Origin of the sequence: Flavobacterium sp. (genome assembly GCF_044369455.1) — a bacterium.
Taxonomy (GTDB): Bacteria; Bacteroidota; Bacteroidia; order Flavobacteriales; family Flavobacteriaceae; genus Flavobacterium.
The window spans coordinates 176,853-192,468 of record NZ_JBIPLW010000006.1 but is presented as its reverse complement, the minus strand read 5'-3'; the positions used below and the strand labels follow the sequence as shown (position 1 = coordinate 192,468).

The following is a 15,616-nucleotide window of genomic DNA, read 5'->3' as shown; positions in this document are numbered from 1 at the left end:
ATATAACAATTTGACAGTTGTAAAATGTAGATTAATTTATAACAACTCTTCAACGTGTTTTTTGATGCTTTCGGCAATTTTTTTTGTTGGTAAATCATTGGCATCAACTCCAAAAGGATCTTCAATTTCCTCTGCAATTAATTCCAAACTGGCTAAAACATAAAAGATAAAAACCACTACCGGAATTACATAATATCCTAAACTAAAAACATATCCAAACGGCAATGTCATGACATAAAAGAAAATAAACTTCTTAATGAATGCACTGTAAGAGTAGGGAATAGGTGTATTTTTAATTCGTTCACAAGCACCACAAATTTCAGTAAACGATTGTAATTCAGAATTCAAAATAATTAATTGTTCACCCGAAATTTTTCCTGACTGATGTAAATCATTTATTTTATGAAAGATAACTTGTGCTACTTGATTGGGTTTGTGTTTTTGATGGTTGATTTTTAATTCTACATTTTCATATAAAAGCTGCCCGACTTCTTCATTACTTAAATGTTTGGATAAAATGGAAGCATACGTTGGAATTAAATATCGTAGGTATTTTTTATCGTGTTCATCTTTTAAAATCGCTGATAATTTTATAGCCAAATTTCTACTGTTGTTAACTAAAGAACCCCAAAGTTTTCTTCCTTCCCACCATCTTTCGTAGGCAGTATTAGTTCTATAAGCTAGTAATAAGGAAATTACAAATCCTAGCATACCATGCATGATAGAAATATTTTTGACATGGCTTTCTTCGGGGAGATTAAAATAGCTAACTTCAAGGTAACAGATAATGCCAGAATATAATGCAATGAAAATCATCATTGTAAATAATTGACGGAATGTGTCCGCTTTATGAAAACGAAAAATAAATGTTATCCAGTCTTTTGGGTTGTATTGTACCATTTTTTTAATTGATAATTGATAATTTTTGGCATTACTAACTAATATAATTCCAAATATTTTTCTTTTTTGATAATTCTAAAAAAACACCTTTGAGCGCTGCATGTTCAGGTAAACTCATAGAAGCATCTTTCTTTATTAGTTTTAAAGCTTCATTTCGCGCCACCATCAAAATGTCTCTATCTCTTACCAAATCTGCAATTTGTAGTTGCAAAACGCCACTTTGTTGTTTGCCCATCATATCTCCTGGTCCACGAAGTTTCAAATCGACTTCCGCAATTTCGAAGCCATCATTGGTTTGACACATAGTTTCCAGCCGAATTTTACTATCATTCGATAATTTAAAAGAAGTCATCAATATGCAATAACTCTGTTCAGCGCCACGACCAACACGACCGCGAAGTTGATGCAATTGCGACAAGCCAAAACGTTCGGCACTTTCTATAATCATAACACTAGCATTGGGAATATTTACGCCAACTTCAATCACGGTGGTGGCTACCATAATATTGGTTTTCCCCTCGGCAAAGCGTTTCATTTCGGCATCTTTATCGGCGGGTTTCATCTTGCCATGAACGATGGAAATGCTGTATTGTGGCAACGGAAAATCTCTCGAAATACTTTCGTAGCCGTCCATCAAATCTTTATAATCCATGGTTTCACTTTCCTTAATTAAAGGATATACGATATAAATTTGCCTTCCTTTGGCGATTTCATCTTTTATGAATTTCCAAACTTTCAATCTATTACTATCATAACGATGTACGGTTTGAATGGGTTTTCGTCCCGGTGGCAATTCATCAATTACTGAAATGTCTAAATCACCATACAAGCTCATGGCTAACGTACGCGGAATAGGAGTAGCGGTCATCACCAAAATATGTGGCGGGATTAATTCCCCTCCTTTGGAGGGGTTAGGGGAGGATTTCTTCCAAAGCTTTGAACGTTGTTCCACCCCAAAACGATGTTGCTCATCAATTATAGCCAAACCTAAATTCTGGAATTGCACTTTGTCTTCCAACAAGGCATGTGTGCCAATAAGAATGTGTAAAGTTCCATTTTCGAGTTCTTTATGAATGATTTTTCTATCTGCAGTTTTGGTTGAGCCAGTAAGTATTTTTATGTTGATATTTAGTTCTTTAGCTAATTCATTTAAACCATAATAATGTTGATTTGCTAAGATTTCTGTTGGTGCCATTAAGCAACTTTGAAAGCCATTATCCAAAGCAATAAGCATGGCCATGAGTGCCACAATTGTTTTTCCCGAACCGACATCGCCTTGCAAAAGTCGGTTCATTTGCGCATTCGTACCCATATCATTTCTGATTTCTTTAAGTACTTTTTTTTGTGCATTTGTCAGTTCAAATGGAAGATGATTATGGAAAAAATTATTAAAATTTTCGCCAACAACAGCAAAGGCATGACCTTTAATTTTATGTTTTCGAACTAAGTTTTTGGTTATCAATTGCAACTGAATAAAGAATAATTCTTCAAACTTTAAACGGAATTGTGCTTTGGATAATAAGTCTTGGCTTTTCGGAAAATGAATGTTAAACAATGCCGCATTTTTTGGAATTAGTTTTAAATCATCTATTAAATATTGAGGTAAGGTTTCGGCAAATTTCGATTGTGTTTCAATGAAGATTTGTTGCATCATTTTGTTGATAACACGATTAGAAATCCCTCTATTGGTCAAGGTTTCTGTTGATGAATATACCGGTTGCATGGCCGAACGCAAACTCTGTTCGTGTTCGCTAAACAATTCCATTTCAGGATGTGCCATATTGAAAGTACTTCCAAAAGAAGCCACTTTTCCGAAAATCACGTAGGGAATATTTAGCTTTAAACTATCTCGAATCCATTTATGACCTTGAAACCATGTAAGTTCAATTTGCCCCGTATCATCCACGAAAGTAGCAACCAATCTCTTTTTGGCTTTGGCAAATTCAACCGTCTTAATATTGATTATTTTACCAATGATTTGAACTTCGCTTTCGTTTTTTTGAAGCTCATTAATTTTGTAATAACGTGTTCTGTCAATATAGCGATTCGGAAAAAAATTGACTAAATCTTCATAGCGATGTATTCCTAATTCCTTACGCAACAATTCTCCACGTTGAGGTCCAACGCCTTTAAGGTATTCGATGGGAGTTTGCATTAGCGGATTTGACATTGAAAGAAATTGTTAAAGCGAAGATAAGTTTTTAATTTGAAAATTTTAAAATCATTATATTCGTAATCTATAAGATATAAGCGATGCGATTATTTTTTTTTCTTTTCCTTTCCTTGATTTCTTTTGCCCAGCAAACAGCTAAAGTTGATTTTATTAAAGTTAGTGGGGTCGTTGCTCCTGATGCCAATTTAAAAAAAGTGGTTGGATGGGCTGTGTACCATTTTAAAGTAATCAAAGCAACAGACACGATTCGAATTGATGCGAAAAACATGACTTTTGATACCGTTTTAATCAATAATAAATCAGTCAATTTTAAAAATAATGCTAAAGAATTATTACTTTTTGAAGGATTTAGCACAGGTTTAAATACTGTAAGTTTTAGTTATGCGGCTATACCAAAACAAACGATGTATTTTAACGGAGAAGGAGCGCATCTACAAATATGGACACAAGGTCAAGGAAAATATACGAGTCATTGGTTTCCCAGTTTTGATGATGTGAATGAAAAAGTAGTTTTCAATTTACAGATTAATTGTCCAAAAGAGCTTGTAGCACTCTCTAATGGTGTATTAAAAAGTGTCAAACCATTAGATAATGGATTAAAATCTTGGTTTTATGAAATGCAAAAACCGATGAGTTCTTATTTGGTAGTTATTGCTATTGGTGATTATGTAAATAGAACAGTTGCTTCTAAATCACACATACCATTGCAACTATTTATACAACCCAAAGACACAGCTAAGTTTGAACCAACCTATCGCTATTCAAAACAAATTTTTGATTATTTAGAAAAAGAAATAGGAGTGAAGTATCCATGGCAAATTTATAAACAAGTTCCAGTAGAAGATTTTCTTTATGCCGGAATGGAAAATACCAGTTGTACTCTTTTTGCTCAAGATTATGTAGTAGATGAAATTGGTTTTAATGATCGGAATTATGTCAATGTGAATGCGCATGAATTGGCTCATCAATGGTTTGGGGATTTGATTACGGCAAAATCAGGAAAGCATCATTGGCTACAAGAAGGATTTGCAACCTATTATGCCTTGTTGGCCGAGCGACACCTTTTTGGTGATGATTATTTTTATCATCAGTTGTATCGTTCTTCATTGCAACTCAGGAATGCTGCTAAAACAGATACTATTCCGGTTATGAATGAAAAAGCAAGTTCATTATCGTTTTACCAAAAAGGTGCTTGGGCGTTGCATTTTATGCGAGAAAGCATTGGTGAAGAAGGGTTTCAAAAGGCAGTGAAAACCTACTTAAATAAGTATCAATTTCAGAATGTAGAAACCAATCAATTTTTGGCCGAAGTTAAAAAAGTAGCACCAACATTTGATACCGAAAGCTTTCAAAAAATATGGTTAGAAGATTATCATTTCCCAACAGAAACAGTAAATGAATTATTGAATAAAAATAAATTCATGCAAACGCTTTTCGAAGTGCAGCAATTGCGTAAAAAACCTTTTTTAGAGCATAAGGACAGGTTTGCAGAATTGTTAAAATCAGATTATTTTTATCCGATAAAAACAGAAATTTTATACCAACTTAAAGACATTCCGTTTCCCGACAAAAAAGAATTACTGCTTTTGGCATTACAAACCAATAATAGTAAAGTGCGTCAAGCTGTTGCTGAGTTTACCGATGAAATTCCATTAGAATTTAAAGCCAGTTATGAATCTTTATTAGCGGATAAGTCTTATGATACCAAAGAAATAGCTTTTATGAAATTGTGGAAAAGTTTTCCAGACGCTAGGACTAATTATCTGGATAGAGCCAAAGATTGGATTGGGGGCAATGATAAAAGTCTGCGTATTTTATTCTTGACTTTTTCTATTGAGAATGAAAGTGCTGAGCGTTTGAATTATTATAAAGAACTTGTTGATTATACTTCGCCAAAATATGAAACTTCAGTACGACAAAATGCCATTATCAATGTGTTAACAATTAATCCAACTGACCAAACCGTAATGAAGAATTTAGTCAATTCAACTACCCATTACAAATGGCAATTTAGTAAATTTGGTCGTGATAAAATTAGGGAATTATTGCCTAAAGATAATTTCAGAAGGTTATTTGAGTTATTATTACCTGAACTAAAAGAGAATGAAAAAGTACAATTACAGCGACTATTAGACGAAAAACCATGAGAGCTTTAGTAATTTCTGGCGGAGGAAGTAAAGGCGCATTTGGTGGTGGAGTTGCTCAATATTTGATGCAAGAAAACGGTTGCGAATATGATATTCTTATAGGAAGTTCGACAGGCAGTTTGCTTATCCCACATTTGGCTTTGGGTGAAGTACAAAAGATTTATGATATTTATTCGAATGTCAATATGCGAAGTATTTTTGATATCAGCCCATTTGTTGTAAAAAATATAAACACAGAAAATGAAATAGTTTCTATAAATCATTGGAATGTACTCAAACAATTTTTGAATGGAAAACGCACTTTTGGAGAAAGCCATAAATTATTACACTATATCAAAGAGAATTTCACTAAACAAGAATATGATGCTCTTAGAGCGTCTGCTTGCGATGTAATTGTAACGGTTACCAACCTCTCAAAAAACGAAGTAGAATATAAATCGATTGACGATTATGATTACGAAGAATTTTGTGAATGGATTTGGATTTCCTGCAATTATATTCCGTTTATGAGTTTGGTTTCAAAAAACGGATATGATTATGGTGATGGTGGTTTTTCGAGTCTGGTTCCTATTCGAGAAGCAATTCAACGAGGCGCGACCGAAGTTGATGTCATAATTCTTGAAACTGAAGTGCAAATGCAACCTAGAAAAATAGGTAAAAATCCATTTTCATTAATGATCGATTTGTTTCAGACATTGCTTACTCAAGTAGAAAAGCATAACATCACGATTGGAAAATTAGCTGCCAAAAATAAAAATGTAAAACTTAATCTTTATTATACACCGACTCAACTTACCGACAACGCTTTGATTTTTAATAAAGAAAAAATGAAAGATTGGTGGCACAAAGGCCATGAATATGCTAAGAATAAAAGCGAACTAATGAGTGATAATTTGCAATAAACAATACAATTTTCTTACTTTAATATAGTTTTTTGTAACTATTTTAGTATTTTTATCTTTCAAAAGTAAAAGCCATGTTAGTAAAAGTTTTTGGAAGTGCTGTTTTTGGAGTGGAAGCCACCACAATTACGGTTGAAGTTAATATTGATAAAGGAGTGGGTTACCATTTGGTTGGTTTGCCTGATAATGCGATTAAAGAAAGCAGTTATCGCATTGCTGCTGCGTTAAAGAATAATGGCTATAATCTTCCTGTAAAGAAAATCACAATTAACATGGCGCCAGCCGATTTGCGCAAAGAAGGTTCTGCCTATGATTTGACTTTGGCTATTGGCATTCTCGCTGCTTCAGGACAAATAAAGGCGGATGAGGTTGACAAGTACATCATCATGGGAGAATTGTCTCTCGATGGTGGTTTGCAACCTATAAAAGGTGCTTTGTCAATCGCCATTAAAGCGAAAGAAGAAGGTTTTAAAGGATTTTTTCTTCCTATCCAGAATGTTAAAGAAGCAGCTATTGTTTCTGGTTTGGATGTTTATGGAGTTGAAAATGTAACACAAGTCATAGATTTTTTTGAAGAAAAAGGAACGCTTGAGCCAACTGTAATTAACACAAGAGACGAGTTTTATAAAACCTTAGATTTTCCAGAATTTGATTTTTCCGATGTAAAGGGACAAGAAAGCATCAAGCGTTGCATGGAAATTGCCGCTGCTGGTGGGCATAATATTATTTTAATTGGTCCGCCGGGTTCCGGAAAAACCATGCTTGCCAAACGATTGCCCAGTATTTTGCCGCCAATGACGTTGAAAGAAGCTTTGGAAACTACCAAAATTCATAGTGTGGCAGGGAAAATTAAAGATGCCGGATTAATGAACCAACGACCTTTTCGAAGTCCACATCATACTGCAAGTTCGGTATCACTTGTTGGTGGCGGAAGTTATCCTCAACCAGGTGAAATATCCTTAGCACACAACGGCGTTTTATTTTTGGATGAATTGCCCGAATTTAAGCGAGAAGTTCTCGAAGTCATGCGTCAACCTTTGGAAGACAGAGAAGTTACAATTTCTAGAGCAAAATTTACGATTACTTACCCATCATCCTTTATGTTGGTAGCCAGTATGAACCCAAGTCCGGGAGGTTATTTTAACGATCCTGATGCGCCTGTAAGTTCATCACCAGCCGAAATGCAACGGTATTTGAGTAAAATTTCAGGACCACTATTAGACCGAATTGATATTCATATTGAAGTTACACCAGTGCCATTTGAAAAATTGACTGAAACGCGTCCGGCGGAAAGTAGTGTTGCCATTAGAGAAAGAGTTACCAAAGCTAGAGAAATACAGTCGCAGCGGTTTGAATTGTTTGACAACATTCATTACAATGCGCAAATGAGCACCAAACAAATTAGGGAATATTGCGCTTTGGATGATTCTTCATTGCAACTCTTAAAAACGGCTATGGAACGTTTAAATCTGTCAGCAAGAGCGTATGACAGAATTCTGAAAGTTTCCAGAACCATTGCCGATTTAGAACAATCGGAAAGGGTAAATCCCAGTCACATTGCTGAAGCCATACAGTATCGAAGTTTGGATAGAGATGGTTGGTTGGGGTAATTTTTTAGTTTTCAAGTCTCAGTTTTCAGTTGGCAAAGCAATGGGTTTATAACCCAGATAGTAGTGGAAAGCAAACCGCAGTAGCACCACTACTTTTTAATCAAAAAAAGAGCGACTGTTAAGAAGCTCCTTTTGTTGATATAAAAATGTGGTTATAGTGTGGTTTCTTGAAACGGATAGCTGGATTGGTTTCTAATTTAACAGAGCAGAAAAAGTATCGCCTTGCCTAATATCGCCTGTTTTGTATCCTTTCATAAACCATTCCATTCGTTGTTCGGACGAGCCATGAGTAAACGATTCTTGATTAACTCGTCCTTGCATTTTACTTTGAATAGCATCATCTCCAACAGCATTGGCAGCACTCAGAGCTTCTTCGATATCGCCTGCTTCTAAGAGGTTTTTGTTATAATGTGCCCAAACTCCGGCATAAAAATCGGCTTGCAATTCTAAACAAACAGAAAGTTTATTGGCTTCAGCTTCGCTTTTACCTTGTTGTAATTGGCGCATTTTTGCAGAAGTTCCTAGTAAAGTTTGCAAATGATGTCCCATTTCGTGTGCAATGACGTAGGCAATGGCAAAGTCGCCACCTTCTGCACCAAAACGTGTTTTAAGTTCTTCAAAAAAGCGTAAATCCATGTACACTTTTTTATCACCAGGGCAATAAAAAGGGCCTGAAGCTGAGGTTGCGCTTCCGCAAGCAGTATTTACTCCATCGTCAAATAGCACCATTCCTGGTTCTTGATATTGCATATTATTTTCTTCAAAAATTTTTGCCCAAGTTTCATTATTGTATGCAAAACATGCTTCCGAAAAATCACCTAGTTCTTTTTCTTCGGCAGATAATTCTCTGGTTTGAGTGCCTTCACTTTGCGTTTGTGTGCCTTGTGTTTGCTCTAAAATGTTTCCAATTGTTTGACCTGTTTCGCCACCAAACATGTTTAATATTAGAATGATAATTCCGATTGCGCCTCCACCTAGTAATGCTTTTCCACCACCAGACATTCCTCTTCTGTCTTCAAAATTGCCGCTTTCTTTTTTATCCCATTTCATGATTTTTATTTTTTAGTTATAATTAAATTTTCTTCAATTATTCTTTTTAACAACTCTTTGTCGATAGGTTTTGGAATATAGTCATTCATTCCATATTCTATACATTTTTCTTTCTCACCTTTTACAGTTCCAGCCGTTAGTGCTATAATTGGAATGTGTTTTGTATTGGGTAGTTTTCTAATTTCAACAGTCGCATCGTAGCCATTCATTATTGGCATTTGAATGTCCATCAAAATCAAATCAGGTAGCAGTGTTTTTACTTTTTCTAAGGCAACTTCTCCGTTTTCGAGCTCAAATATTTGTGCATTAGGTACAATGTTTTTTATTAACGTTTTCGCTAAAAGCATATTAATTTTATTGTCCTCGACAATAAAAATAATTAATTTATCATTCGTTATTATACTGTTTTTAGTAATTGCTTTGTCTATTTTAGTTTCTAAGTTTGTTGTTTCATTAGAATATTTTACTTTAAGAATGAAACTGAATTCACTTCCTTTATTCACCTCACTGTTTAGCTCTAATTGACTGTTCATCAATCCTAATAACTGATTTGAAATAGAAAGGCCTAAACCCGTTCCTCCAAACTTCTTAGAAGTAGTATTGTCTTCTTGTGAGAAAGCTTCAAATATTTTTAACTGATTATTTTTTTTAATGCCTATGCCAGTATCTTTTAGGGAAAATTTCAATTCTATCGTTTCTTCATTTACTTCTTCAAAAACAGAAATTGATAAACTTACTGTACCTTTTTCTGTAAATTTCACTGCATTGCTCAATAGATTGATTAAAATTTGTTTTAATCGAATATAGTCAACCCAAATGTATTTTGGAACATTCTCTTCAATACTTAAATTTAATTGAAGACTTTTCAAATTTGCTTCAAATTGAATTAAATCGATTACTTGATTTGTCAAATCGGTTACTTTATACTTTTCGATATTTAGTTCTAGTTTTCCTGATTCTATTTTAGAAAAATCTAAAATATTATTGATTACTTCCATCAATGCGTTTGCTGATTGATTGATGGTGTTCATATATTTTTTTTGAATATCTTGCAGATTTGTATTCATCAATAGTTCGGTAAATCCTATAATACCATTTAACGGAGTTCTTATTTCATGACTCATATTAGCAAGAAATTCTGATTTAGCAGTATTGGCTGATTCGGCATAATTTTTTGCTTTTATAGCTTCTTCTGCCTCTATTCTTTGTGTAATATCAATAAAAATTCCAACAATATATTCAATTTTATCATTTTTAAAAATTGGTTCACCGAACTCTTCTACCCATACATGGTGGCCATCCTTATGAACAATTCTATAAATAAAATGAATTTTCTGTTTTTCTTTGAATAATTCTTCAACAGTGTTTTGTGCAATTTTCAAGTCTTGTTGATGTACTAGATCTATAAAGTAAATTTTGTTTTGTAGAAAGTCATCTTTGTGATAACCAGTAAGTTTTTCGATTTCATCGTTTAGATAAATTTTTGTCCATTTTTCATCATACTTAGAAAGATGTACTGTGCCAGGTATATTGTTGGCAAGGAGTCTAAATTTTTCTTCGCTTTCTTGGATTATGGCTTCATTAATATTGCGTTCTATGGCATGAGAAATATTTTTAGTGAGGTTTTCTAGTGTATTTATTTCGTCAATAGTCCATTCGCGCTCTATACTTTCTACAAAAAATGCAATCATACCATAAAATTCATTCTTTAAGAAAATTGGTAGGAATAAAATAGATTTTGAATAATATTTAGACAAAAACTGTTTTGTTTTATTGTCTTTAATTTTTCTTACTATGGCTGCATAAGGTTTGTTGTTTTTTAAATTTTCAATCACTTCATCAATTTCAGATAAGGGAATTTCTAAGTCAATTGGAAATTTATCTGTGATTGAATTAATTTCTTTGAGCCAACAGTGTTTTTTTATTAATTTATTATCTGGACTCTTTTCATAGTAAGATAATTTATCTACCTGAGTAACATTGCCAATGGCATAAAGAATTCCTTCAAAAATTTCATCTGTATTTTTTGATAATAAAAACTTTTCGGTGTTTTTTGTTATTTCTAATAATACTTCGCTTTTATAAAAAAGTTTTTGTTCGGACTCTATGCGCATTTGTGATTCAATTGCTATAGCAATAAGATCGGAGAGTGAACGAGCAAAATTAATATCTTCATTATCCCATTCTACAATTTTTTCTACTTTTTCAAAACATAAAATACCAATAATTTTTCCATTAATAAATATTGGAGTGTCTAGTAATGATTTAATATTGTATTTTGGAAAATAATCTAAACATAGTTCTTGAGTTATCGTATTGTTATAAACATTTGAAGCTACAATTTGTAAACCATTTTCTAAACTATTATAGTAGATTGGATATTTGTCTTTTTCAATGAAATAGTTTTTTTCGAAACGATCATTTTGAAAATAGTAGATGCTTTCACAATGCAACCCTTCATTATTATAAGACCAATAGCTAATTCTGTCAATCGAGCAATTTTTTCCAGCAGCTTTTAGAATGTTTTTTAGTATTCCATTGAAAGTATCTTGGTTTGAATAGCTTAATGAAGTTAATTTTTTTAAAGTTTCGTTGTGTATTCTTACCTTTTTACTCCTATTATAATGCTCTAGTTCTAGTTTTTTTATTAAAGTAATGTCTCTAGCAATTGCCGAATATCCGATGATTTCATCGTTTTCATTTTTCTTAAAGGTTATTTTTTGTGATACCCAAACTAGTTCACCATCTTTTCTTATTAATGGAAAAACTAAATCACCAAATTTATTATTTTCGTCAGGGCCATCTTTATAAAAATCAATGACATAGTTTAAATATTCTTCCCCAATAAATTTATAAAACGGTTTGTTTAGTATTTCTTCCTTAGGTATGCCAAGTGTATTTTCTGCAAATTGATTTACATAAGACAATTTTGCATTCAAATCTATTTCATAAATTAAATCGGCTGCCGATTCTATTAGATTTCTGTATTGATCTTTAACATTAATTTGTTCGGTTACATCTTGACCTATACCTATTAAAATGTCATCAGAATATTTTTTGTCTTTCCATTGAATGTATTTATAATCGCCATTTTTGCACTTTAATTTTCTAACATATAATCTATCATCAATAAAACTGTCTTGAAAAGTCTCAGAGTTAAACTCAGTGTCTTTTGTTAAATTCCAATATCCCATACCTAAAATCTCTTCAACTTCATATCCTAAAATATCCTTGATTGACTCGCTGCAAAATGTTATTTCTCCTTTTTTATTAGTAGTTAAAATCAAAGAATTTCCATTATTAACTATGATTCTAGAAAAAATAAATTTATTTCGAATATCCACATTTGCTAAATATCTTGATATGTGAAAGGCAATTATAGCAATAAAAGCTCCTGCCATTATAATAATATATTTGCTTTCGATACAATCTAATTGATAAAAAACAGCAAGTAAAATAAAAATAGAAACTACAAAAATCCAGTAATAAGTATTGCTTTCGATGACAAAATAGGAAATAAAAAAGAGTACAATTAATGTTAGAAACGTAACTATTTCAAAGGGGTTAAAAAAGACAATATATGAAATGAATGTAAAATAAATGAAATAGAAAATTGTAAAAATTTTGTTGAGATTCTTATAAAAAAAAGCGTTGCTATACCCTAAAAAATAGAATAAAAGAGATATCCCACCAAAAATATAATTACTGACTAAATAATTATGTGTTGGAATATCAAAAACTTCTAACAGAGTATGAATTAACGGAATTGTAATTCCAAAAAAAAGGAAATATATCCTAAATGGATCATCTTTAGGTTTAAATTCTGTATATTCAAGATTTATCGGTAGTTTTTTTTGAAAAGTTCTCCATATTGCCAAACAAAGTAATAGTATGACCGTCATTAATAATATAATTACAACGGAATTATTGGTACTATCAATAGAAAGTAATTTATTCAATAGTAAGGAAATAAAGTTAGGTTAATTAGATTAGGTAATTAAAATCAATACGTTAAAAATATAAAAAATATGTATTATAAACAGATAAACAAATGATTTTTTATGAAAACCATTTTAATAAACGTTTAATAGTTTCTAATTTCCCATTATATGGAGCATATCGTGTAGGTAAATCAAGCCAATTTCCTTTTTTTACAACTGCTTTGCGATGTGAAAAAATAGCAAAACTAAATTTTCCATGATAAGCTCCAATACCACTGTGGCCTACACCGCCAAAAGGCAATCTTTTATTGGTAAAATGAATTAAAGTATCGTTAATACAACCTCCACCAAAAGAATAGTTTTGAACTATTCTTTTTGCAAATGATTTATTTTCACTAAAAATATACAACGATAATGGCTTCTCATATTTAGAAATAATTTTATCCAAATCCTCTTCTGTTTTATAGCTTATAATAGGGAGAATTGGCCCGAAAATTTCATTTTGCATTACTAAACTATCCAAACTTGGCTCGTCTACAAGACTAGGAGCAATATAACAATCTTCTATTGAAGCTTTTCCCCCTAATAGAATTGTCTCATTTTCCAACATTGCAGCTAATCGGTTCCAATTTTTCTCATTGACAATTCTAGCAAAGTCTGGGGAAATTTCGGGATTTTCACCATAGCCGTTAGTGATTTCTAGTTTTAAATTTTCAATCAATTTTTCCTTCACATTTTGATGAACCATCAGGTAATCGGGAGCAATACAGGTTTGACCTGCGTTGAGGAATTTTCCCCACACTATTCTTTTGGCAGCCAATTGTATATTAGCACTTTCATCAACAATACAAGGACTTTTTCCACCAAGTTCAAGTGTCACCGGCGTCAGATGGGTTGCAGCTGCTTTGGCAACAATTTTACCAACAGGAACACTTCCTGTAAAAAATATATAATCCCAGCGTTGAGTTAATAATTCTTGAGCAACATCAACACCACCTTCGATACAAGTGACATGGTTTTTATCAAAAGTTTCACTTATGATTTTGGAAATAATTCTCGAAGTGTTTGGAGTTAGTTCAGAAGGTTTTAAAACCACTTGATTTCCTGCTGCTACAGCTGCAATCAAAGGCGAAAGCGCCAATTGATAGGGATAATTCCAAGGAGCAATAATTAAAACTTTTCCATAAGGTTCTTTATAAATATAATCGGTTGATGGAAAATTAAAAATGGATGGCAAAACCATTTTGGGCTTTGCCCAATTGTGAATATTTTTTATTGTATATTTTAATTCAGCAAGAATAAAACTGGTTTCTGTTGCTACAGATTCAAATGCTGGCTTTTTAAAATCATCATAGAGTGCTTTTATGATTTCCTGTTCATGATTCTGAACACAGTTCAATAATTTTACTAATGTTTCTTTTCGGTAATTTATATCATTCTTGAATATCATATCCTGATTGAATTGGTTAGGTACGTTACTATATTAAAAATAAAATTCAAATGTATTAACTTATAAAAAAGCATATCGGTAACCCGTATAAACATTTGCTTGTTTTCCATCTGCTAATGAAGTGATGATTGAATTGGAACCAAGATAAAATCCGGCCAATCTAAATCCGAAACCCACATTCGTTCCCGAAATATCATCTGTAGAAACCGGAATATATGCTTCAAAGAATCCTAGGTTTACTCTTGGAGTTACTGAAAAAATATTGCGGGCCGTAATTTGTTCATTGGCATCGTCTTTTTTCATTTTTTGTTGCAAATACCCGGTAACATATACTTTAGGAACGATTTTAAAATCGGCATACATTGTTAATAATGTGGGTAGATTTACTTTAAAATCGGTTTTATTTGGTGTCTGCGTTAGATAGCCATTGCTTATTAAAATAGCTTCAACTTCACTCAAATTATCAACATTTTCGAATAAATTTAAATTTAATGGAGGACGTCCTTGAGTCGTAAAAGTATAATTCGTATTATAATTATTATCGTCTTTAAAAGTCATACTACCAATATTTCTGATAGCTAACCCTGATTTTATTTTGTATTTTTCTTTACCATCTTTCCATTCATAGGTAAAACCAATATCCGTGGCAACTCCGTTTAATCCACCAAAAATAGAATTGGTATAATCATCAAAATTAGAAAAGCTATCCGCCAAACTACCGGAATATGCAACATTTAAATTAGCGGGTTGATTGGTTGTTAAGAACGCGCCACTTGCGGTTTGTGTTATGGTTCCGTTTAAATTACTCAAACCAAAATTAGAGTAAGAACCTGGAAACAAAAATTTTACAGTTAGCCCTGCATTAAATTTATGCTTGTCATTATCTACAATAGTTCTTGCCGCTGACAAGCCAACTTCGCCATATGAAGTTCCGGACAATCGTTGATTTTCAGATTGGTTTACTATAGTAGTATTAAGAGGTAAATCATTATTGAAAATGGCATTTCCTAAGGAAGTGTCAACATTTACTACGTCAAATTTCACATTGGCTTTTGTAGTAATACCAAATCCCCATTTTCTCCATTTCATGGCAAAACTTGGACCCAAAATTTGACCGTCAATTCGCATGTTTACTGATTCAGTACCCGTAAAAATTAAGTCTTCTATATTAGTGTCGGACGTTAAATCATTGAAGCCAATTTTGTTGTTTGAAACATCAAAACTTAATCCGTAAAAATTGATCTCAAATTTTTTTGAAAGATTGGAAAATTCAGCAGGGTTTATTGCACCATTTACAATTCCAACGCGATTGGAGGTGCTAATTCCTGAGAAATGGTCTTGTGCAAAAAGAGCAGAACAAAAAAGCAAACCAAGGAAAAAAAATAACGTTTTCATAGCAGGTATTTGTTTAAGATTCAACTGAAACGTAAAGTTACACAATTT

At 32.6% G+C, this 15,616-nt stretch carries 9 protein-coding genes; 3 read left to right on the top strand and 6 right to left on the bottom strand.

Annotation, left to right across the window (positions count from 1 at the left end):
• Window positions 1–36: 36 nt before the first annotated feature.
• Together ACIQ2L_RS08055 and recG are read right to left on the bottom strand one after the other, a co-directional pair.
• Complete coding sequence (locus ACIQ2L_RS08055; RefSeq protein ID WP_396157680.1) at window positions 37–900, bottom strand: bestrophin family protein; 864 nt, start codon at window positions 898–900, stop codon at window positions 37–39.
• Window positions 901–934: 34 nt separating this feature from the next.
• Window positions 935–3,070: an ATP-dependent DNA helicase RecG gene (gene recG, locus ACIQ2L_RS08050; RefSeq protein WP_396157679.1), complete on the bottom strand. Its 2,136-nt coding sequence runs from the start codon at window positions 3,068–3,070 to the stop codon at window positions 935–937.
• Between the two features lie 83 nt (window positions 3,071–3,153).
• Between recG and ACIQ2L_RS08045 the strand changes: the two genes are divergently transcribed.
• The 3 genes from ACIQ2L_RS08045 to ACIQ2L_RS08035 all read left to right on the top strand — a co-directional run bounded on the left by ACIQ2L_RS08045 (window position 3,154) and on the right by ACIQ2L_RS08035 (window position 7,732).
• Window positions 3,154–5,220: a M1 family metallopeptidase gene (locus ACIQ2L_RS08045; protein ID WP_396157678.1), complete on the top strand. Its 2,067-nt coding sequence runs from the start codon at window positions 3,154–3,156 to the stop codon at window positions 5,218–5,220.
• Entirely contained in the window at window positions 5,217–6,122 is a 906-nt protein-coding gene (locus ACIQ2L_RS08040) for a patatin family protein (protein ID WP_396157677.1), read from the top strand. Before ACIQ2L_RS08045 ends, ACIQ2L_RS08040 begins: the two co-directional genes overlap by 4 nt.
• 74 nt (window positions 6,123–6,196) lie before the next feature.
• Window positions 6,197–7,732 (top strand): YifB family Mg chelatase-like AAA ATPase, encoded by a 1,536-nt coding sequence (locus tag ACIQ2L_RS08035; protein WP_396157676.1) that lies wholly within the window; start codon window positions 6,197–6,199, stop codon window positions 7,730–7,732.
• A 192-nt stretch (window positions 7,733–7,924) separates the two neighbouring features.
• Here ACIQ2L_RS08035 and ACIQ2L_RS08030 read toward each other — a convergent pair whose 3' ends face one another.
• The 4 genes from ACIQ2L_RS08030 to ACIQ2L_RS08015 form a co-directional block, all read right to left on the bottom strand.
• Window positions 7,925–8,782, bottom strand: a complete 858-nt coding sequence (locus ACIQ2L_RS08030; RefSeq protein WP_396157675.1) for a neutral zinc metallopeptidase — start codon at window positions 8,780–8,782, stop codon at window positions 7,925–7,927.
• Window positions 8,783–8,787: 5 nt separating this feature from the next.
• Window positions 8,788–12,741, bottom strand: a complete 3,954-nt coding sequence (locus tag ACIQ2L_RS08025; protein WP_396157674.1) for a PAS domain S-box protein — start codon at window positions 12,739–12,741, stop codon at window positions 8,788–8,790.
• 100 nt (window positions 12,742–12,841) lie between these two features.
• Window positions 12,842–14,173 (bottom strand): aldehyde dehydrogenase, encoded by a 1,332-nt coding sequence (locus ACIQ2L_RS08020; protein WP_396157672.1) that lies wholly within the window; start codon window positions 14,171–14,173, stop codon window positions 12,842–12,844.
• A gap of 60 nt (window positions 14,174–14,233) precedes the next feature.
• Window positions 14,234–15,568, bottom strand: coding sequence for a hypothetical protein (locus tag ACIQ2L_RS08015; RefSeq protein WP_396157671.1), 1,335 nt, complete (start codon window positions 15,566–15,568; stop codon window positions 14,234–14,236).
• Window positions 15,569–15,616 lie beyond the last annotated feature (48 nt).

Coding starts and splice junctions, on each gene's coding strand:
- ACIQ2L_RS08055 (WP_396157680.1), bottom strand. CDS start 900: ATGGTACAATACAACCCAAAAGACTGGATAACATTTATTTTTCGTTTT.
- recG (WP_396157679.1), bottom strand. CDS start 3,070: ATGTCAAATCCGCTAATGCAAACTCCCATCGAATACCTTAAAGGCGTT.
- ACIQ2L_RS08045 (WP_396157678.1), top strand. CDS start 3,154: ATGCGATTATTTTTTTTTCTTTTCCTTTCCTTGATTTCTTTTGCCCAG.
- ACIQ2L_RS08040 (WP_396157677.1), top strand. CDS start 5,217: ATGAGAGCTTTAGTAATTTCTGGCGGAGGAAGTAAAGGCGCATTTGGT.
- ACIQ2L_RS08035 (WP_396157676.1), top strand. CDS start 6,197: ATGTTAGTAAAAGTTTTTGGAAGTGCTGTTTTTGGAGTGGAAGCCACC.
- ACIQ2L_RS08030 (WP_396157675.1), bottom strand. CDS start 8,782: ATGAAATGGGATAAAAAAGAAAGCGGCAATTTTGAAGACAGAAGAGGA.
- ACIQ2L_RS08020 (WP_396157672.1), bottom strand. CDS start 14,173: ATGATATTCAAGAATGATATAAATTACCGAAAAGAAACATTAGTAAAA.
- ACIQ2L_RS08015 (WP_396157671.1), bottom strand. CDS start 15,568: ATGAAAACGTTATTTTTTTTCCTTGGTTTGCTTTTTTGTTCTGCTCTT.